Annotated in this window: 22 protein-coding genes; 19 read left to right on the top strand and 3 right to left on the bottom strand. The window is 42.4% G+C overall.

Translation table 11 applies throughout. From position 1 onward, the window contains the following. Positions 1-6 precede the first annotated feature (6 nt). The 11 genes from GTO83_RS07165 (at position 7) to GTO83_RS07115 (ending at position 13,229) form a co-directional block, all read left to right on the top strand. Positions 7-2,595 carry an ATP-dependent RecD-like DNA helicase gene (locus tag GTO83_RS07165; RefSeq protein WP_180870047.1) on the top strand — a complete coding sequence of 863 codons (2,589 nt, stop codon included), beginning with the start codon at positions 7-9 and terminating at the stop codon, positions 2,593-2,595. Positions 2,596-2,699: 104 nt separating this feature from the next. Further along, complete coding sequence (locus GTO83_RS07160) at positions 2,700-3,698, top strand: ribose-phosphate pyrophosphokinase (protein ID WP_180870046.1); 999 nt, start codon at positions 2,700-2,702, stop codon at positions 3,696-3,698. Positions 3,699-4,279: 581 nt separating this feature from the next. Then, entirely contained in the window at positions 4,280-4,771 is a 492-nt protein-coding gene (locus GTO83_RS07155; RefSeq protein WP_180870044.1) for a YSIRK-type signal peptide-containing protein, read from the top strand. After that, positions 4,734-6,404, top strand: a complete 1,671-nt coding sequence (locus tag GTO83_RS07150; protein WP_180870042.1) for an LPXTG cell wall anchor domain-containing protein — start codon at positions 4,734-4,736, stop codon at positions 6,402-6,404. The genes GTO83_RS07155 and GTO83_RS07150 overlap by 38 nt, the downstream gene beginning before the upstream one ends. A gap of 282 nt (positions 6,405-6,686) precedes the next feature. Further along, positions 6,687-6,875, top strand: coding sequence for a hypothetical protein (locus GTO83_RS07145; protein ID WP_056994980.1), 189 nt, complete (start codon positions 6,687-6,689; stop codon positions 6,873-6,875). Next, the gene (gene tnpB, locus GTO83_RS07140) at positions 6,865-7,221 is read left to right on the top strand and encodes an IS66 family insertion sequence element accessory protein TnpB (RefSeq protein WP_180869620.1); all 357 of its coding nucleotides are present in this window, start codon (positions 6,865-6,867) and stop codon (positions 7,219-7,221) included. The genes GTO83_RS07145 and tnpB overlap by 11 nt, the downstream gene beginning before the upstream one ends. Before the next feature lie 68 nt (positions 7,222-7,289). Then, positions 7,290-8,846 (top strand): IS66 family transposase, encoded by a 1,557-nt coding sequence (locus tag GTO83_RS07135; RefSeq protein ID WP_180869618.1) that lies wholly within the window; start codon positions 7,290-7,292, stop codon positions 8,844-8,846. Between the two features lie 135 nt (positions 8,847-8,981). Continuing rightward, positions 8,982-9,545, top strand: a complete 564-nt coding sequence (locus GTO83_RS07130) for a hypothetical protein (RefSeq protein WP_180870040.1) — start codon at positions 8,982-8,984, stop codon at positions 9,543-9,545. 144 nt (positions 9,546-9,689) lie between these two features. Then, entirely contained in the window at positions 9,690-11,213 is a 1,524-nt protein-coding gene (locus tag GTO83_RS07125; protein ID WP_180870039.1) for a glycosyltransferase, read from the top strand. A 5-nt stretch (positions 11,214-11,218) separates the two neighbouring features. Then, positions 11,219-12,709, top strand: a complete 1,491-nt coding sequence (gene asp1, locus GTO83_RS07120) for an accessory Sec system glycosyltransferase Asp1 (RefSeq protein ID WP_180870037.1) — start codon at positions 11,219-11,221, stop codon at positions 12,707-12,709. A gap of 91 nt (positions 12,710-12,800) precedes the next feature. Continuing rightward, on the top strand, positions 12,801-13,229 hold the full coding sequence (locus GTO83_RS07115) for an ArsC/Spx/MgsR family protein (RefSeq protein ID WP_180870036.1): 429 nt from the start codon (positions 12,801-12,803) through the stop codon (positions 13,227-13,229). Between the two features lie 66 nt (positions 13,230-13,295). Here GTO83_RS07115 and GTO83_RS07110 read toward each other — a convergent pair whose 3' ends face one another. Both GTO83_RS07110 and GTO83_RS07105 read right to left on the bottom strand, forming a co-directional pair. Beyond that, on the bottom strand, positions 13,296-14,261 hold the full coding sequence (locus GTO83_RS07110) for a diacylglycerol kinase family protein (protein ID WP_180870034.1): 966 nt from the start codon (positions 14,259-14,261) through the stop codon (positions 13,296-13,298). Between the two features lie 71 nt (positions 14,262-14,332). Then, positions 14,333-14,545, bottom strand: coding sequence for a DNA-directed RNA polymerase subunit epsilon (locus GTO83_RS07105; RefSeq protein WP_180870032.1), 213 nt, complete (start codon positions 14,543-14,545; stop codon positions 14,333-14,335). Positions 14,546-14,672: 127 nt separating this feature from the next. Between GTO83_RS07105 and GTO83_RS07100 the strand changes: the two genes are divergently transcribed. From GTO83_RS07100 to GTO83_RS07075, 6 genes are all read left to right on the top strand, one after another. Then, complete coding sequence (locus tag GTO83_RS07100) at positions 14,673-15,110, top strand: hypothetical protein (RefSeq protein ID WP_180870030.1); 438 nt, start codon at positions 14,673-14,675, stop codon at positions 15,108-15,110. Positions 15,111-15,370: 260 nt separating this feature from the next. Beyond that, positions 15,371-15,700 (top strand): hypothetical protein, encoded by a 330-nt coding sequence (locus tag GTO83_RS07095; protein WP_180870029.1) that lies wholly within the window; start codon positions 15,371-15,373, stop codon positions 15,698-15,700. A gap of 129 nt (positions 15,701-15,829) precedes the next feature. Continuing rightward, on the top strand, positions 15,830-16,225 hold the full coding sequence (locus GTO83_RS07090) for a hypothetical protein (protein WP_180870027.1): 396 nt from the start codon (positions 15,830-15,832) through the stop codon (positions 16,223-16,225). Continuing rightward, on the top strand, positions 16,218-16,367 hold the full coding sequence (locus GTO83_RS07085; protein ID WP_180870025.1) for a hypothetical protein: 150 nt from the start codon (positions 16,218-16,220) through the stop codon (positions 16,365-16,367). Before GTO83_RS07090 ends, GTO83_RS07085 begins: the two co-directional genes overlap by 8 nt. Next, positions 16,357-17,670, top strand: coding sequence for a glycosyltransferase (locus GTO83_RS07080; protein ID WP_370524246.1), 1,314 nt, complete (start codon positions 16,357-16,359; stop codon positions 17,668-17,670). Before GTO83_RS07085 ends, GTO83_RS07080 begins: the two co-directional genes overlap by 11 nt. A 147-nt stretch (positions 17,671-17,817) precedes the next feature. After that, entirely contained in the window at positions 17,818-18,807 is a 990-nt protein-coding gene (locus GTO83_RS07075) for a glycosyl hydrolase family 8 (RefSeq protein ID WP_255463109.1), read from the top strand. A gap of 268 nt (positions 18,808-19,075) precedes the next feature. On the opposite strand, the gene def is transcribed toward GTO83_RS07075, so the two are convergent. Next, on the bottom strand, positions 19,076-19,636 hold the full coding sequence (def, locus tag GTO83_RS07070; RefSeq protein WP_180870024.1) for a peptide deformylase: 561 nt from the start codon (positions 19,634-19,636) through the stop codon (positions 19,076-19,078). 174 nt (positions 19,637-19,810) lie between these two features. On the opposite strand from def, the gene GTO83_RS07065 reads away from it, so the two are divergent. Both GTO83_RS07065 and GTO83_RS07060 read left to right on the top strand, forming a co-directional pair. Next, on the top strand, positions 19,811-20,095 hold the full coding sequence (locus GTO83_RS07065) for a UPF0223 family protein (RefSeq protein WP_370524244.1): 285 nt from the start codon (positions 19,811-19,813) through the stop codon (positions 20,093-20,095). Further along, positions 20,092-20,856, top strand: coding sequence for an inositol monophosphatase family protein (locus GTO83_RS07060; protein WP_180870022.1), 765 nt, complete (start codon positions 20,092-20,094; stop codon positions 20,854-20,856). The genes GTO83_RS07065 and GTO83_RS07060 overlap by 4 nt, the downstream gene beginning before the upstream one ends. The last annotated feature ends 30 nt before the right edge of the window (positions 20,857-20,886 follow it).

The following is a 20,886-nucleotide window of genomic DNA, read 5'->3' as shown; positions in this document are numbered from 1 at the left end:
AGAAAAATGGCAAGTCAAGGTAATTTTGAACCAGTTGAACACAGTGAAAAGGTAACCACCACCGGTCCAACGTCCTTCATTGGGAAGGTGAAGGTGGTGATTTTTGAACGGGGTCTTTTTCGGATTGCGGCGATTAGTGTTGAGGAAAAAAATTTTGAATGGGATCAAGGCGAAATTACCGTTAAGGGTCAACTCGGTGAAATTATTGAAGGTGACCGTTACGAGTTTGAAGGCCGGGTAGTTGAGGATAAGCGCTATGGTCTGCAATTTGCCTGTTCCGGAGTGCATGTTGTGCTCCCGCAAAATGCCCCCCAGTTAGCAACCTTTGTTAAATATCATGGGGTGAAATTACATGCCCCCAAAAAGTCGAGTCAAGCGGTCTTTAAAGCTTTGGGAGCAACTGCTATGAAACAGGTCACCGATGATCCAACCATCCTTAAGCAGGTGAGTGGTTTTGGGATTGGTGACCAGGAACGACTAATTGATTTCTTTACCGCCCATGATTTTGGGAATACTACGGGAAAGATTATTGAGCAACTAAAACGTTACGGCTTATCCGAACGCTTAGTTAATTTAATTTTTGATCATTTTGGCGTCCAAACCTTAACCAAAATTACGACCAATCCCTATGTTTTAACTGACCTTGAAGATTATGAGTTGTCTTTTCAACGAGTTGATGAATTGGCCCGCCAATTTTTCCAGATTTCAGTTGATGATTCTCGTCGCCTTCAAGCGGCCATTATCGTAGCAAGTCACAATCTAACTAACCAAAGTGGTGACAGTTGGGTTCCTAAAAATCAGCTTTTAAATGCGGCCTATCGGCTTCTTAAAGGTGGCAATCCAGATCGTTTAGAAGCAGAGTTTACCAACTTAGTTGCCAATGAACGCCTAGTAACTGAGGGTGACCAGGTTTATCCAGCGGCTTTATCCCAAGCTGAATGGCAAATTGCGGATTGCCTCCGGACAATTTTAAAAGATTCAAAGGTTAAAATTCCGACTGATAAACGCCTACAAGCAAAGTTAGCGGAAGTTGAGGCGGAGCAAGATTTTGATTATGACGAAGTCCAACAAAAAGCGATTACGATGGCCCTCAAACAACCATTACTGCTATTAACCGGGGGACCCGGAACCGGGAAAACGACAATTGTTAAGGGAATTGTGAATACCTTTTTAAAACTTGATCCATCTGTTTCACCAAGTGATGTTTTACTTGTTGCACCAACTGGACGGGCAGCTAAACAAATTAGCGCGGTCACCGGGATTGAAGCTTCAACGATTCATCGTCTTTTAGGTTTAACCGCCGACATTACGGATGATGACTTAGTAAGTGCTGATTTTGAAGAACTTGATGGTAAGTTGTTGATCGTTGATGAAATGTCAATGGCGAGCTTAACCTTGTTTTCAGCCTTGATTAGTGCTGTCGGGCCAGCAACCCGGGTAGTTTTAGTTGGGGACTTTGACCAATTGCCATCAGTCGGGCCGGGCCAAGTCTTCCGGGATCTTTTAGCGGTTGAAGCCCTGCCGCAAATTCGTTTAACTCATATTCACCGTCAAGCCGCTGACTCTTCAATCATTCCCTTGGCGCAAAAGATCAATGCCGGGGAGGTCACCCCAAGTTTGTTTGCCCCAGGTGATCCCGAAAAATATGCCCACCGGCGCTTTTTTCCGGCTAAGCTAGCAGCCGTTCCGGAAATGATCACGCAAGCGATAAAACTCTATCATGAACGCCATGGCCTGTCTTTGATGGACATCCAATTATTAGCGCCAATTCATGCGGGCCTTGCGGGAACCCAGTACCTCAATGCCCACTTACAAAGAGCTTTAAACCCACCAGCAGCTACCAAACCTGAAGTGGAATTAAATCCCAACCGGATTTTTCGGGTCGGGGATAAGGTGATGCAGACCGTAAATGATCCAGACAAAAATGTCTTTAATGGCGACCTGGGGCTAATCACTTCGATTGAAGGAGTGCGGGCCAAAAACACGAGTGCGGACACCAAAATTAACCTTAAATTAGTGGTTGATTTTGATGGCACCGAGGTTGAATACACCCGGCCCCAAGACGTTGGAGCGTTACAACTAGCTTATTGTATGACGATCCATAAGGCCCAGGGGAGTCAGGCACCAGTCGTAATTTTGCCAATGGTAATGGATTATTTTCCGAACAGTTTAAAAGCCCCAACGATTATGCGGCGGAATTTACTGTATACGGCCGTAACTCGAGCGGCCCAAGCCTTGATGATGATTGGCGATCCTCGGGCCTTTGTTCGTTGTGCGGAAACGGCAACCAATTATCGGCATACCACCCTTAGTCAACGGATCACCGGGCTATTGGTTGGGGAAAAGCAACCGGTGGCTAAGTCACAAGCAAAGCCAACTGAAAAAGCGGTGATTAAAACTGAAGCACCGATCACCGCTCCTGCTGATCCAAACTTAACGACGGGAAGTGATGGTTTGCCTTTTGATAAGCAAGCAACGGCCCCGCTTAAATCCGCTGAGAAACCATTGCCAACGGAATTAACACCGGCAATGGTGCTGGAAAATCAGGTTGACCCAATGATTGGCATGGATGGGATTGTGCCCGCTGATTGTTAAGCGTCTATCAATTTTGCTCTCGACTAGATTCTGCTTGCAATTCTGGTCTGAACTTGTGATAATTAGCATGAATTGGTGTTTCAATTAATCAGAAGGATGGAAAAATGACTGAAATGAAGAATGCGGAACAAGTCCGTTTATTTGCTTTGAATTCAAATCAGCCCCTGGCCAAAAAGGTGGCTGAATTGTTAGGGATACCGCTTAGCGATTGTACGGTGAGTCACTTTGCGGATGGTGAAATCGCGGTTACGATTGATGAAAGTGTCCGTGGTTGTGAAGTCTACGTTATTCAAGCGGGCTCAGATCCAGTAAACACAAACTTAATGGAACTGCTCATCATGGTGGATGCTTTACGGCGGGCGAGTGCCAAGCAAGTTAATGTGGTGATGCCATACTATGGGTATGCACGGCAAGATCGGAAGGCCCGTTCCCGGGAACCAATTACGGCGAAGTTAGTGGCTAACCTCTTAGAAATGGATCAAATCAACCGGCTAATTACGATTGATTTGCATGCACCGCAGGTTCAGGGCTTTTTCGATATTCCAGTCGACCACTTGATGGCCGCACCAACTTTGATAAACTACTTTATTGACCATCAATTAACGAATGATATTGTGGTCGTTGCTCCTGATCATGCCGGAGTTAACATGGTGCGTCGCTTTGCTGAATTAATCGGTGGGGCCCCGATTGCGATCGTTGACAAACGGACGGAATCCCACCGTGGCCTTGAAGAAGATGAACATATACCTGATATGATTATTGGGGATGTTAAGGGCAAAACGGCAATTATTGTTGACGATATTGTCGACACTGGTAACCGCATGACATCTTCTGCCAAATTATTAAAGAAGTTTGGGGCGAAGGATATTTATGGGGTTGCCACCCATGCAGTTCTCTCAGGAAATGCGGCTCAAGAGCTCCAAGCTTGTAATGAATTAAAACAAGTAATTGTAACTAATACGATTGCGGTGCCCGAAGAAAAACGATTTGAAAAGCTTGTGCGTTTATCGGTAGCTCCCTTGATTAAGGATGCCTTAGTCCGGATTCATAACCATGAATCCATTCATGACTCGTATAAGCTGCGTAATGAACAAGATAAGTAAATCGGGTAAATTTTAAGCGCCAATTGGAGGTTGGGGAAAAAGCTCCTTGACGGCCTGGTTGGGATAAGAAGGACGAAGGTTGATTCATTAGAATCGACCTTTCGTTCACACTTATCCGCTAAGGCCGTGATTTGGAGCGAACCAGCCAACTGGTTTGGCGTTTGTGAGCCCATGCAAGGCTGAATCGGTTGGTGCGACCGTTAGGGAAGCAACTGCCATTCAGCTACTGCTTTGACCTTAGTTACTGAGTAATCTTCGGAGATGAAAGAGGGGCTGGGAAGAAACATGAGTTTCTTCCCAGCCCCTTTATTTTCTATAAGAAATTGTTAAATAAGCAGGTTTTGATAAATAAATAATTTTGAGCCATTTTTATGGAGTAACCTTTAATTAATTAAGAATTTGCCAACGCTTTGTGATGAATTTCTTTAAAAAGTTATTTAAAAAATTAAGTATCAGTAATTATAAAAAAATCTACTATAACTTTTGCAAAGAAAATGTGAATTTTTTATTGACGAAACATGTTGGGGGGTAAACTTACCGTTGAAAACAATAAATTATGTTTTTTTAAGGGAGGATTCTTTATGTACTCTAAGAACAATGTAAAGATGAATGCAGAAAAGAAAGCCGTTAAGGCACCTAAGTATGGCTTAGCTAAGCTTAGTGTTGGTGTGGCTTCTGTTCTGCTTGGTACTACTTTAGTATATGGTGGGGCAAATGCAAAGGCTGCTACTACGCCAGCTAATGCAGGAGAATTACCAACTGCTCAAACTTCATCAGCATCAACTTCCTCAGCTACGGCTTCTTCTGAAGCAGCCAAGGTAACTTCTGCTGATGTTCAATCCGCTTCTGCTACTGCTTCTGCAGCTGCTTCAAACGCTGATGCTAACAAGGCAAACGTTCAATCTGCTTCTGACGCATTGAGCGCTGCTAAGTCAGCTAACCAAGGTGTTGCTAACGTTAAGGATGCTTTAGCATCTGCTAACGCCGCAATTTCTGCTGAAAACGAAGCATTAAACTCTTCATACAAGGCTGCTGATGCTGAATCAGCTGCTGCCTTACAACTCTGCTTCTGACTACTTAGCTAGTCACGCAAACTGGCAATCAGCTTACAACAACTTCCGTGCTGAAGCTGAAACTAATGCTAAGACATTAGCATCTGCCCAAGCTAAGCAAGCTGCTGCGCAAAAGCAAGTTGATGAATTATCAGCCGCTGTTAAGGTTCAAGACAGTGTTATTGCTTCTGAAACTGCTGCTGAAAAGGCTGCTAATGACGAACTTTGGGACTACAAGCAAGCTGGTATCACTTCCGGTGCTGACTATGAAGCTGCTCAACAAGCATACGCTACTGCTCAACAAGCTGTGGCTGAAGCAACTGCTTTGAAGCAACAATACGCTGGTAAGTTAGCTGACTGGCAAAGTAAGTTAGCTGCTGCTAAGGCTGCTACGAAGGAAGCCCAAAAGGCCGTTGATTACGACAATGGGGTAACTCCTTTGAATGATGCTGACCAAGCAATCATGGATGCTAAGAAGCTCAATGATGAACTTCCTGCATTAAAGGCTAAGTACGAAGCTGCTAAGGCTAACCACGAAGCTCTTTACTTAGCTGCTCAAAAGGCGGTTGACGCTGCTAAGGCTGCTTACCAACAAGCTAAGTTGGACAACAACTTACCTTCATCTGATCAATTAGCTAACCTTGAACAAAAGGCTGCTACTACTTCTGCTAACACGGCTGCTGCTAAGACGGCACTTGACAACGCTGCTGCCGAAACTGGTGTTACCTCAGCATCCGCTGCTGTTAAGAACTTAGAAAATGGTACGGTTAATGACGACAAGACGATTGCCGCTGACCAAGCCAAGGTTGATGCTTTACAAGCTCAACTTAATGATGCCCAAAAGGATCTTGATGCTGCCAATGCAGCTCTTGCTAAGGAACCAACTAGTGAAAAGTTAGGTATTGATCAAGCTAATGCTAAGATGAAGCGTGATGCTCTTCAAAAGCAATTGACTGATGCTCAAAATACTTTGAAGGTTGCTCAACTTGTTAAGGTACGTCACAACAGCCAATTGGCTGCTAAGAAGGCTGACTTGGCGAATGCTGAAGCAAAGCCTGCTTACGTAAAGGCATTGAACAATTACAAGACTGCTAAGGCTGCTTCTGATGCCGCCGCTGCTAAGGTTGCATTAGCTAAGAAGACTTTGGCTGACTCCAAGAACGCTATGGGTGCTGTATCCAAGGCTCAAGCTAATTACGACGCTGCGGTAGCACAACAAAAGGCCCTTGAACAAAAGGCTGCTGACGCTAAGGCCGCTTACGAAGCATTGTTGGCTGAATTCAACAAGCAAAATGGCAACACTAACTCATCAGCAAACTCAAGTGCAAACAGCTCTGCTAACTCATCAGCAAACTCAAGCGCAAACAGTTCTGCTAACTCATCAGCAAACTCAAGTGCAAACAGTTCAGACGCTGCTAAGGGTGAAAATGACTCCGCAGCTACTTCAACTGCTAACACGGTAGCTGTTAAGGGTGCTAATGGTAACACGGCACAAGTTAAGTTAGCTTCTGCTAAGGCTGCAGCTTCTGCTTCAACTAAGCAAGCTACCTTGCCACAAACTGGTAACGAATCATCCGTTGCCGCTGCTGGCCTTGGTGTAGCCGCCTTGGTTGGTATGCTTGGCCTTGCCGGTGTTAACAAGCGTCGTGCCTAATTAATTGAGGTTACTTGATTAATTAGTAACGATCTTAAATAGGAAAAGGGGCTGAGAATATCCTCAGCCTCTTTCCTTATTATATAGGTAAAATTAGATTAGTTTTGTTAATCCTTACCTATATTTCGCGAGAGGACGATCAATTTTCATCCTCTCAACTACATATCAAAATTTGACTAGTGATGATTGCAGAGTAAGCGGTGAATAACGACACGTCTATTAATCATATGGCTAACCCCCTATACTGAAGACATCAAATCTCAGTTAGGGGGTTATCTTTGTATGGAAGAAAAACAAGACATTGTAGAAACAATTTTCAAAAGTAAGGCCACACCGGCTACTAAACCGCTGAAACGATCTCATCGATCGATAGAATTAAACGTTAAACATATCCGCTTGACTCTTTTTCAAGGAGTCGACTCCGAATTAGCGGCAAAAATCATTACTACGGTGCTGGACCATGTTAGTTAATTGGACTGCCCCTGATCATGTTTACCTCGTTTGTGGTAAAACTGACCTTCGGAAAGGTATCGATGGTTTAGCAATGATCGTTGCAGAAAATTATGGGCTGGATATTTACGATAATTCACTATTTTTGTTCTGTGGAACACGGAGTGATCGCTTTAAGGGATTGTACTGGGATGGTGAAGGCTTCATTTTACTCTATAAAAGGTATGAAAATGGCCACCTTCTTTGGCCGCGTCATGGTCAAGAAGCTAAGTTACTGACAAGGAGACAAATTAAGGAATTACTAGTCGGGATAAACCCGATTCCACCACGGAGCGTGAGCCCCGCTAAGACGGGAATTTTCTATTAAATCAGGGCTTTTCTTACACCAAATTTTTGATATAATGCTGGAAGATCATATTAAGGAGGTGACGCACGATGACTCCAGCAGAAAAAGAAAATCAGGAATTGAAAGCTCGGTTAAAGAAGGCTTTGGAACGAAACGAAGAACTTGAAGAAATGGTCCGTCAACTGCAACGGATGATTTTTGGAAAAAAAACTGAAAAATTCGAGACCGTTGTAAAAGGACAAGGGTCTCTATTTGATGATGAACAGTTAGCTGCCTTAGTTGATAGTGATATCGACTTGACGGAGACTGAAGTAACTGAAATTGAAGTTATTGAAAAGAAAAAGGTAGTGCGTCACCAGGAACGAAAGAATTCTCAGGGACGGGCTGCTTTTTTGGACTCTTTACCACAAGTTGAGGAGCTCACCCCGCTCGAAGATACCCAATGTCCAACTTGTCAGCACGAAATGAACAAGATTGGTAAGCGAGTAAATAGTCGTGAAGTCGAACTTATTCCACCACAACTTCGTTGTATTAACCATTGTCAGGAAACTTATAAGTGTCAAGAATGCGAGAAGAAGACTGGCGAAACGGTAATTAAAAGTAGTAAAACACCACAATTATTACTCCCCCATAGCTTAGTATCTGGTAGTATTCTGGCTGAAGTAGCTAATTATAAGTTTAATTTGGCAGTACCAATTCATCGCCAAAAGAAGATTTGGGAACGGCTGGGATTGCCAGTAAATAAATCATCACTTGTCAGAAGTGTTATTTCAGTATCAGAGACGTACCTTGAACCACTGGTTAACCTAATGACAAAGGGAATTCGTAAAGAACCGGTGGTTCATATGGATGAGACACCGATAAAAGTACTTGATGAACCAAGTCAGAGGGGCTACCTCTGGGTGATTAGAACTACCAAAGAGTTCAGTAAATATCCAATTATCCAGTTTAACTATCGTCACGGCCGGAAAGGAAAGACGGTTGAGGAGTTAGTCGGTGATGATTACCGTGGAATTATCGAATGTGACGACTATGTCGCTTATAACGAAGATAAACACGAGCAGATAAAATTTGGAGCTTGTCTCGTCCACATTCGGCGGTGGTTTATTAACATCATCAAGGACAGTAGGAAAATACTGAAAAAGTCATTAGCAATTCAAATAGTAAAGAGGATTGGTAAGATCTTTGAAATTGAACAGCAGCTGGAGTACGAAACCAAGGAGGAGAAGTTAAAGCAACGGATATTACGCTTAAAACCTGCGGTTGATGAATTCTTTGAATTCCTCAAACAGGTAGTTCACAAGACAAATAATAAGTTGCGGACCCACATTGAAAGTACCTTAAAATTGGAGCAGCGAGTATATCGGATTTTTGAAGATGGTCAAGTGCCATTAAGTAATAACGACATTGAACAATCAATTCGTTTTTCAACAATAATCCGCAAGAATAGTTTATTCGCTCAGTCAGTAGCTGGAGCTAAAGCTTGTGCGGTCTATTATTCCTTAGTTGAAACAGCTAAAGAGAATAACCTAGATGTGGTGGAGTATTTTAGATATCTATTCAAGTATCTCCCTAACCGTATTGATGAGGATCTTACGGCTTATTTGCCTTGGGCAAAACAGGTTCAAGTAGCATGCCATAAATAGCAATAAAGAACGGGCTAAGAAATTGCTTAGTCCGTTCTTTATTTTGTCAATACGTGCAGTTGTTCACCGCTTACATTGCAGATATTAGTTACAATTAGAACAGTTAAATTAAAAATTTTTCATAAGGAGTTTGACATGCTTAACCTCTTCTTTGTTTTGGCGATTGCCTCGTTTGTGTTATTCATTTTGATTTTAGTTGCCCGGGTACAATTAATTAAGCACTATCGACGAGTTACTAATGCAAGCCGGTTTACGGTCTTTCTCTCATGGCTTTTAATCATTATCTTCTTTGGTAGCCTTGGGGGAATTGTTTATGGGGTTGGTCATCCAAATGCGCTACCACATTTCTACTATAATCGCCATAAGCAAGAAACCTTGCAAACAAAACTACAACAAAAGGAGGCAAAGCAAAAGGCGAAGCAAAAAGTAGCAAAGTTGGAGAAAAAGGTCAAGTTTGCTTACACGCCGGTTAATCCAAAACTAGATGGTAATGGCGAAGCTAAGGTCAAGTTTATTCTTCCACGTCAAACTACCGTACGGGTAATTGGTGCTCACTCGGGAGTAATTTATGCTACTTTCTCCTCATCAAATAAGGTAAAAGAAATTTCTAAGGCCTTTAATAATTCTGGTGATTATTTAGTAAAGGTAACAACTAACGGAAAAACAACTAACTATAAGATGACAATTGCTGACCAATAGAATCGGGGTAAAATTAGGAAAAATGAGTTACCGGTTAATTAGGTTTAAATGCTTAATTAACCCGTTTTTTGTTGAAAGCGACTAATTTAACTTGATTAGTTTGTTATTATTAAAACGATTAATTTGTAAGGGAAAGGAATACCAATGCTTTATTTTTTAAACGATAATTTTCAAGAAAATAAGTCAGGGATCGAGCATGCTGAAATTAAGCGCTTAAATCTGTTTAAGCACTTTAACCAACCGGCTAAAATTATTACGCGTCAATATTCCAATGAGTTTCACCAAGTGATGAACAACGCTGGGGTTGATGACCATGATTTTGTAAACCTCTTTGACTACTTTCAAGAGGCAGTCCTGGTTAAACGGAAAGCAGTGACCATGAAGGATCTCCATTTAAATCCCAAGTGGAAACGAAAGGCTGATGGGATTAACTACAACTTCTATGACGGTAACCAACGGGTGATGTATGTCCGGCGCCGTGATAATGCCCAAAAGACGATTATTAACCAACAAATCTTTGATCGCTTTGGTAAGCTGGTGAAGGTGGTTTGGTATGATGTGCGGGGCTTTAAATCGGTTGAACAGTTGTATGATTGGAATAACCGGATTTCAGCCGAAAACTATTACACGCCAAGTGGCCGCTTAGCCATCGTTAAAACTAACTTTAAGAATCAACGAGATAAGGATTTAGTTAGCTATCAACTTAATTATCAAGGTCAAGATTACCATTTTAACGGCTTAGAGGAATTAACGTCATTCTTCTATGATCAAATTGTTGATGATCCAAAGATTAATAACGGTGAAAAAGTTGGTTTGATTGTTGACCGGGTCTTTGAAATCGGTTGGGCCGTTTTGCATATGCAAAAGCGAGTCTTCCGGGTTATGCAACTCCATAGTGACCAGTTAGTTGATAATGATGATATCTTGCATTCAGCATTAAACTTTAATTATGACTGGGGCCTTAATAACGCTGAAGCTTGGGACGACATTGGGGTTCTTACCCCTCATCAACAGGCTGATGTTGAAGCCCGGTGGACGAAGTCGAAGGTTTACATGGTGCCAAGTGCGATTGTGCCGGATGAAGTTTTGAATGCACCACATGTTCCATTTGAAAACCGGAAGCTTCACCAAGTAGTTGTGGTTGCCCGGCTTTCACCGGAGAAGCAACAGGATCACTTATTAAAGGTTTGGCCAAGGATTCTCAAGGCCGTTCCGGATGCTCAATTGGATCTTTGGGGTTACGCTAACGATAACTTTGATCAGACTTTGAAGCAAATCGTGAAGGATGAAGGCATTGAGAGCTCGGTCCACTTCCGCGGTTACGCTGAAAAAGTCCCTGAAATTGATAAGCAAGCGCAATTGATGGTTCTCCCAACCCGGGGAGAAGGGTTGGCGATGGCCTTAGTTGAAGCCCTTTCTTACGGCTTACCAGTGATTGCCAATGACATCAAGTACGGACCAAGTGATATCGTCGTTGATGGTCATTCTGGTTATTTGACTGAAAATGAAAATCTGGATCAATTAGCTGACCGGATTATTGATCTCTTAACGGATCAAGCAAAGCTAAAACGGTTTAGCGCTGGCGCCTATGAAGACGCTGAGCGTTATTCTGAAGCAAACATTATGAAGTGTTACCAAGCAATTATTGATGATATGGAGGCAAAATAAAAAAGATGGTTTACTTTGTCAATGAATACCTTTTTGATCGTAATTCCAGTGTGGAACATACTGAAATTAAGCGCCTCCGGTTGTTTAAAAACCATGGGATAAATGCGAAGCTTGCCCTTACAAAAGAAATGCCGAATTTAAGTTTAACTTTACCAAGGCTTGGGGTTAAACGAGAACAAGTCGTGACCCTGCATGATTTCTTTGGCAACCTTGAATCCGCAACCGAACGTCAATTACACGTTGAAGACTTACATTTACCAGCTAAATATATGGTGAGTGGGGGGAACAACTACCGGAAGGTGACCTTTGGGGACCAACTAATTTGTGAAGTCCATTTCATTGGAGGGACTTTTGGTCAAGTCGAACATGTAGATTGGTACGATGTAAGTGGCCAGTTAACGATGGTTCAACGTTATGATTCCCGGGGTTTTAAATGGCGCGAAGAATTTTACGGAACCAAGCAAAAGGAAAAGTACTACGAACGCTACTATCGACCTGACGGGACGGTTTATCTGGAATCCTACTACGTTGAATCAACAACGGGAACCCCAATTAACTCCCTTTTAGTGCTCCGTAATTACCAAGGTCAAGACTATTACTTTGATGACTATGACCAATTAACGGCTTTCTTCTTGGATGAATTAAACCGCCAAGCCGATGGTCAGGAGGCCTTTATTGCTGATCGACCAGGTTCGACGGTACATCCATTGTTCTTAATGAAGTCTAAGGCTAAGCTCTTCTTGTGGATGGCTACGGATCACGTTGCTCATGGTCAAAATCCAATCAGTGCACCATTCCTCGGAATCTACAGTGAAGCCTTAGCGAAGCAAAACCTTAGTCGGTGGACGGGGATTATCGTGCCAACGGCTACCCAAACGGCAATGTTGCGGGAACGCTTAGGTAAAAAGGTTCATCTTTATACCATCAATCCGGCGGTCGAAGCCCAAGTGTCTGAGAATGAAATTCACCGCGAACCAGGTTTGATCGTTTCCGTTGGGCGGACCGATGATGATAAGGGGACCCCAACTCTAATTCAAGCCTTCCAGAAGGTTCATCAAGCATTACCGTTGGTTCGACTCCGGATTTACGGTTATGGTGGTGACCATGATGCCTATCAAAAGCAAATTAATGACCTCGGTTTAACGGGAATTGTTAGCCTCGAAGACTATACTTTAGACGTTAATCAAGTCTATGACCGGGCGGAGCTAATGTTAGATGCCAGCGACAATGATAATTATCCATTGGCAATGGCCGAAGCTTTGGCTCACGGAGTTCCAGTCCTAACCTATGACTACCCGTATGGCCCCCACGAATTAATCCAAGATGGGGTTAACGGCCGCCTGGTTGCTAACGGTGATCAAAATGCCCTTACTGATGCGATCATCGCTTTGATGAAAGATGACGATCAGCGGGCAAAATTAAGTGCAGGTGCTCGGGCAACGACTGGAATTGATGGGGAAGCTGCTTGGAAAGAATGGCAAACGGCCTTAGATTAAAATAATAAAGATTTATTAAGTTGCTTCCAAAAAACTGTCACACACGAAAGAAATTGCTACAATAAACTTAAATTTAAAGTGAGGTGGCAGGATGGTTAACTTATATTTTCATACTAATGATCCGTCAAAGCGGAAGGCTGTTAATTGGTTAACGAGTCGCGGAATTAAAGTTGAACAGCGGAATTTAGAAAAACAGCCGCTGACTAAAACCGAAGTTCGTCAGTTGCTGGCCCTGTCGCTTAATGGTACCGATGATCTCATTTCAATGCGGTCACGGGATACTAAGGCGCTAAAGCTCGATACGCAAAACATCACAATTGATGAGTTAGCAGCCGCAATTGAAGTTTCACCACGAATTCTAAAGAATCCGGTTATTTTTGATTCAACCAAGTTGGTGACTGGCTTTGACCGGGAGAAAATGGGTATTTTTATTCCGAAAAAGCAACGACGTTTGGAGTTATCAAGGCTTTTAGCTAAACTAACCCCTAGTCCGCAACCAAATGGCCAGGTGGTCTTATAGCGTTAAGTAATTTGTAAAAGTATAACAAAGGCGGGAAGAAATTGATTTCTTCCCGCCTTTGTTGCATTAATTTTCTTTTTTCGTTAACGGCACTTCCCAAATTGGATAAGCAATTGTGTCAAAGGTTAAATCGACAAACCGATTTCCCATTTCTTCACCATCCATTTGGCCAAATTCTAGGGAGGTAGTGGAGTAACGTAGTTGTTTGGCATGATAACGGTGAGCAAACCGCGAATGAGCTAATTTTCCGCGGGCAAATCGCCAGAGTTGAATTAAGGTCAGCACCCAGTTCTTCCGTTCAGCCACGACTAGCTCAAGGTTTGGATCGTATAAACTCGTGTCCGGAGCAATCTTAAAGCCACCTCCGATGAAGGGATGGTTGCTAACGATCACGATATAGGACTTCCGGTAAAAATCCCGGTGATGCTGATTCTCGACCATTAACTCAAAGGGTTCTTGATTGTATAAAGCCCCAATGGCATTCGCAAGGTATGAAAGATGTCCCAAGTGGAAATGATTCAGCTTTTTCTTTTGCTTGGAATTATTGGTGCGGCTAACAATCGAGGCATCAAAGCCAATTCCAATGTTATTAAAGAAAAAGCCTTCTTCGTTCTTAATGGCTTCAAAATAATGCCCAATACTAATTAAAGTGGCTTGTTTAGCCGCTAAAATTTGATCAAGCGCAGCTAATGGATCGAGATTAATTCCATAACCTCGGGCAAAATCATTGCCAGTCCCACAAGCAATATAGGCGATTGGTAGGGGATGCTTGCGATTAGCTTCACTCTTCATCAAACCATTTAAGACCTGGTGAAGGGTCCCGTCTCCGCCGATTACCAAGACAATCTCGTCTGAACTACCAGCAAAGCGGTCAGCAAGTTTTCGTCCTAGATAAGTTGCATGATCAGCCGCTTTGGTAATCTGAAAGGTATAATTAATTTTCAATTGATCGAGCCGAGCTTTAACTTTTTGCCAAGCAACTTTGGCATTTCCACCGCCTGCTATTTCATTGATGATAATTGAAAAATGCATTCAGCAATTCCTCCATAATAATAAACGGGACTAGGGTCCGCCCCCAGCCCCGCTTTTTATCAACCACAAAATTAGAACGTGGTTAACTTAAAGTCTGGACTTTGCTTTTCGTAATCGAGTGCTTTTTCGTCCAGTAGTTCAACATATTCGATATTATACTCAGTGTGTTGTTCAACCATTTGCCGAGCAGCGGCTTCGGAATCAGCTTCGACGTAGATAGATTTCGTATTTTCCCGCCGGGGGGTCATTGTTTGATCTGGTTGGAAGTAGATTTTAAAAGTCATTTCAACGCTCCTCATTATTTTATTTTGCCAAATACTAATCTATTCTAGCACACTTCGGCAGGGAAGTCGTCCCAAATCCGAATAACTATGTTATCCTAAAGATAAAGAAACGAAAGGGGCGAGATAAATGTCCTTAATTATAACGGTAATTATTGCTTTTCTCTTAGTAGCATTCGGATACCAAATTTTCCACCGGATGCTCGTAAAACGAGCCACCCTGATGTTACAAAAAGAAGCCAAACAAGCAACGGATGCCATGGTAATTCCAATTTTAGAATCGTTAGTGGGTAATCAGGCGCCAACCGATTCGCAAATTATTGCTGATGTTTGGGGGAAAGGAGTCTTGGTATTTGAATATATTATTGATTTAAATCAGCTCACTGCTCAGCAAAAGGAAGGGCTTACCAAAGAAGCAGTTGCCAAACAATTAATTGATTCAACCGTTGAGTACCAAATTACCGACTGGTGGACCTATGAACAGGATTTACACATTGAAGTTGCTCAATTATCAAATGAAGCCACTAAAGAGTACGTTAAGGATATCGAAAAAGTGGACCGGCATTAAGCCTAAAAAGCGAGAAATTTCAGCGTTATTTGGGGCGAAGCATAAGTTTTCTACATTCGATTAAAAAGAGCAGGAAGTAAGCGAAAAGCTTCCTGCTTTTTTTATTTCAAAACTAAATTAGTGAGCTAGTTAAGCAGTTGTTTCAATTAGAATTTAATGTAGATAAACAATATACAATGATAGGCGAACTCGGTATAATAAAAAAGATTGACTAATTAATAAACATTTTTGAAAAAATGGGACAAATGGAGGAAGAAAGTGTGAAACGACAGAAGCAATTTGGGGTCTATTTGGCAGTCATTGCTCTCCTAATCTTCCCGCTGGGGATGGAAATGTGGGTGCAACGTTACCCGATTAATATTCAAGTCGTGTTGGGACTCCAAATCTTATTAGGGGCATTAGTGGGACTATTCGTTCCCGGGTTAATGCTTTCTTGGCTCTTGATTGGGTTGACATCAATTGGGATTGCAATTCTTTTATTTGGTTATTTGTTAATTCCCATCCCGGCTAAGTTATTATTGCTAGTTGCTTTTCCATTAATAGCATCGTTAACGACCGTTTTACGTTCAAAACTTATTGAATATCGGTAAATTGCGGCCGCGAAAAAAGAAATTAATCAATATTTAACGGAGCGGGATCCGATCGTTGATCTCCGAACTCAGAATGCGGCCCAAAGAACTTATCACATTTCCCAATCCCTGTTAGAAGAGGGAAAATTTGTGACTAGTCTAGATGTAACGGCCATTCACTGGGAACACCATCGGCAATATGAGCAATTTCACCTTCGTGAACACAATGATTTTTTAAAAACCATTTCCCAAGACTTAAAACAACATCGCCTGCCAAGTGAACAGTTCTTCTATTTAGATGATGCCACCTTTCTAATCTTTTCCTATAATTTAACACCATCACAGATTGAAACGCTCTCATCTTTGACGCGGCAACGCCTTGATAAACTCGCCCCCGAAAACCCAAAGGGGATTAAAATTGGCCGGACGCGGCTAACCCCAGTAACTGCCACTAAATATAACTTTGGACGGTTACTAAATCATCTGGTGCGGAAGTTGGAAACGGATATTTTGATTGAATATTTAGTGGAGGAAAACGATGATTAACGGATTTATGTGGCTTGCCATTGCAATCACAGTGATCTTCTTTCTTGCTTTTTTAGTCCTCTTTGTTTGTGACTGGATTATCTACTTTTTAGTTGAGCATACCGTGATTGAATCAAAGGAGGACGGTACAAGTGATCGTTAAAATTGTCTTAATGTTTACTTTGATCACGATCTGGATTGGCCTCTTAGTGGCATTAATTAATTTGTTTGGGGCAACTAAATTTTGGCTTGGTCACGCCACAAAGCGGACCCAGATGAAGCCCCTTAAACGCTATCCAACAGTCACGATCGTGGTGCCAGCACATAATGAAGCGTTGGTAATTGGCCAAACGGTGCAGGCAATTTTGGATATGGCATATCCAAGTGACAAGTTGGAATTATTACTATATGCAGATAACTGTACGGATAATACGGCAAAAGAAATGTTAAAGGTCGTTTCCAAACCGGAATACGCAAAACAAACCATTAAGGTTATTCAGCGAAAGGGGACTGGTGGCAAAGCCGGAGTCTTAAACGATGCTTTAAAGATTGCAAAAGGTGAGTACATTGCGGTTTATGATGCTGATGCGATGCCGGAAGAACACGCCTTGTATTTCTTAATGCGGAAAATTCAAGAGGATCCTAAGAATTATGTGGCAGCGTATGGACGGAATAAAACGCGAAATGCGCAACAGAATTTCTTAACCCGGTGTATTAATCAAGAAATTATGGTAACCCAGCGGATCCGCCATATTGCTTTATGGAACCTATTTGGCATTGGCTACATTCCGGGGACTAACTTTGTGATTTTGACTAGTGCGATGAAAGCAATGGGTGGTTGGCAAAACGGGGCCTTAACTGAAGATACGGACCTTTCTTTTAAATTAATGATCCAAGGCAAACAAATCGCCCTTGCTTATCAGTCTGAGGCCTTCCAACAAGAACCAGAACATTTGAAGGATTACTATTATCAACGGTTGCGGTGGGCGAAGGGAAATTATCAAGTTGTCTTTATGAACTTTAAGCATCTCTTTGATCGCTCACACTGGCGGGTTAAGCTGGAAGAAGTATACTTTATTAGTAACTTTTTTTGGTTTAATTTAGCAGTTATCCTTTCTGACATCCTGTTTTTGATTAACGTTGGGGTTGGGGTATTAAGCATGATTGTTCCGGGTCAAGGGCTAGTAGTTCCCTTCACCTTTGGGACCAATGCCTTATTGCTATATCAAGTGTTATTGATTAATTGGGTCTTAATGATCCTTTTGTCGATCTTACAGGTTAACCTCAGTTTGGCAACTCAATTTGGCCAAACTAATCCGCAACAATTGTGGCTGGCCTTGGCTGCGTACTTTACGTATGGTCAAATTTTCATCGCTGTTTCGGTGCATGCCTTTTGTTCACTAATGGTTGACCGCATAACAGGACGAAAAGCCCATTGGGTGAAGACAAAACGGTTTGCAGATTGACGGAGGAAAATTATGAAGTTAAACCGATTTTTTTGGCTATTGATCGGCGTAATAACGGTGGCCTATGTTGCCATTCTTTCTTACGTCCGATTAGATAATAATCACCAGCTACAAAATAATGTTTACCAATAATGGCATCGTCACTATGTGGTTGAATTACCTCATCAACAAATTATCGTAAACTCAAAAGCTGGGAATGGCCGGACCATGGTTGCTCTTTCTGAAGGGCAAGGGTATGGGATGTTACTTACTTTAATGGCTGCTGAACACGGTTGGGCCAACCGAACAGAGTTTCAAAAGTATGTTAACTATTACCTTGCCAATCGGGATGTTCACCACGGCCAAAAGACTGCTTTGATGGCTTGGCGGCAATTTTATAATTCCAAGGGGAAACTCATAAAAAGTAATCATAATTCCGCAACTGATGGGGATTTACTCATTGCCCAAGCGCTTTTTCGGGCTGATCAGCGATGGCCGGGTCATCACTATGGCCAGTTAGGAAAAGAAATTTTAACGGCGGTTCTCCGGGATGAGTATAATCCCCAGACGAAGGTGCTAACTGTCGGTAATTGGGTGACCAAGAAGAGTCGTGATTGGAATTTGTTACGGACTTCAGACGTCATGCCAGAAGCCTTTGATGAGTTTTACCGGGCTACAGGAAATCATCAGTGGTTAGAAATTAAGCAAGTGATGTTAAAACGCTTAAATCAATTAAGTCATCAAAACAAGACCGGACTAGTTCCGGATTTTGCTTATATTACAGGCAATAGTGCTGTCCCAGCACAGCCAAATACGGTTGAAGGACCAAATGATGGTAACTATGCTGGAAATGCTTGTCGGGTACCGATGTTATTAGCGCATAGTCATGATTCCCTTGCCAGGGATACAGAGAAACGGCTCTTAAAGTTTTTCGAAAAGCAGCCCCGGGTTACGGCAGGATACCGACTTAATGGACAAGCGTTAAATCACTATCAAAGTAACAGTATCAGCGCCCCAGTATTTGCGGCTGTATCGGCTAATCGAAATGCTGGTTATGATTCTCTTTTCGTCCGGGAACGGGCAATCATTGAGCGTCCGCTACCAACGAATAGTTACTATGCAGCTACTTTAACAGCCCTTGTCGTTTTAGATCAATAGAGCGATATACAGCATGGGGATGGGAAAAGCTCCCGGATCATGGTTTGGGGTAAACTGGAGATAAAAAAAGCGGGTGAGCAGAAACGCGTTTCTGCTCACCCGCTTTGTCATCTCCGAATGTTACTCAGTAACTAAGGTCAAAAAGCACGGCCTTAGTGGATAAGTGCGAACGAAAGGCCGATTCTAATGAATCAACCTTCGTTCTTCTTATCCCAACTAGGCCGTCAAGGAGCTTTTTTCCCAACCTCGCTTTAGGTTTTAATCGCGACTAACTAAACATTACCGTTCCCTCAGGAGCTTCAAATGGATCATCTTTATTAATATGATCGTAAAATAGCACGCCCTTGAGGTGATCAATTTCGTGTTGGCAGACAATTGCTGGATAATGCTTTAGCCGAACCTTATGTTCATTACCATCAACATCCGTATATTTGAGAGTAATCCGGTCATGACGCGGAACGTAGCCAGGAATATCTTCGTCAACGGAAAGGCAACCTTCCCCCTCGGTCAGGGCTCCATATTGGACGGATTCACTGACAATTACGGGGTTAATGATAACGTCTTTAAATAATGGCTTGCCACCTTCTTCTTCCGGTGGGACGAGGACAGAAGCCATCTGCTTTGAAACCCCAACTTGCGGGGCGGCTAAACCTACCCCAGCTCGCAAACCATACTTCTTGCAAAGCTCAGGATCTTGACTAACTTCAAGATATTCCATTAATTTCCGCGCTAATTCCCGATCTTCGTCTGAAAGGGGAAATTCAACCTTAGCAGCCCGCTTACGAAGGACCGGGTTGCCATCACGCGTAATATCCTTCATTAAAAACAAAAAAATCCCTCCAATTTAAACGCTAATCTTACTTATGCTAGTGTAACACACCTTAATTAACTTCGGAAAGGGATCTCATCGTTTGGAAAAGTCAATCATTTAAGTCACCAAATTAGAAGCATCTCAGAAATGATGGTAAAATGTTCCCAATAATTTATTTTAAGAGGAATATAGATGATGAACGCAAATTACAGTTACCCCCTTGATCCAAGTTGGTCAGTTAAAGAAGTTGAAACCGTAATGTCAATGTTTCGGGTTGTTGAAGATGCTTACGAGGTTGGGATTCCTGCACCTAAAATTTTGGAAGTTTATCAAGCCTTTAAAAAAGTTATCCCGGCTAAAAGTGAAGAAAAACGTCTTAGCAAGGCTTTTGCGCGGGTGAGTGGTTATGAACTTTATGAAGTTGTGAAAGTGGCAACTCAAAAGCAAAGCGGTCAGGTTAAATTAGGGGTAGAATGATGGAAAAATTAGACAAAAATTTACAGGACTTGATGTGGCAAGCACGCGAGCGAACCCTCCGGCAGATGCAGACCTCATTTGAGGTGGATCAAAAAACCCAATTTAATGATTTGGTAACTACAGTCGATAAGGACAATGAACGTTTTATTGATCAAGCTTTGAAAAAAATTGATCCAACATCGCAAATTATTAGCGAAGAGGGTTTTGGGGACCAAGTAAGTTCGCTCAAAGGCCGGGTTTACATAGTTGACCCAATTGATGGAACCCTTAATTTTGTTAAGCAAAAGACTAATTTTGCGATTATGTTGGCTTGCTATGAAGATGGTCAGCCGAAACTTGGTTACATTATGGACGTCATGAATAAGCGCCTTTATCATGGGGGACCCGAACTTGGTGTTTGGTGTAATGATACGCAATTAACGGCACCCCAAAATTTGAGCTTACGGGATTCTTTAATCGACATTAACCATGGGATCTTATTGTCAAGTAAGTATAATTTGCAAACGGTTCTTAAACATGCCAGCGGCTTACGCTTATACGGGAGTGCGGGCATTGAAATGATTAATGTTTTGGAAGGGCGGCTTGGAATGTATCTTTCCTACTTAAAGCCTTGGGACTTAGCTGCCGGACGAGTTTTGGCGGAAACTCTCGGTCTGGTTGTCAAATCAATTGACAAACCGTCCTTAGATGTGCTATCATCCAACTTTGTATTAGTAGCGACGAAGCAAGTGGCGACTGACGTTTTCACCCTTGTTAATTAGCCGGCTTACTGTGACAATTTCCGTCACAGT

Source organism: Lactobacillus sp. 3B(2020), assembly GCF_013487845.1.
Taxonomy (GTDB): Bacteria; Bacillota; Bacilli; order Lactobacillales; family Lactobacillaceae; genus Limosilactobacillus; species Limosilactobacillus alvi.
The sequence above is the reverse complement of the archived record's forward strand: the minus strand, read 5'-3'. Positions and strand labels throughout refer to the sequence as shown.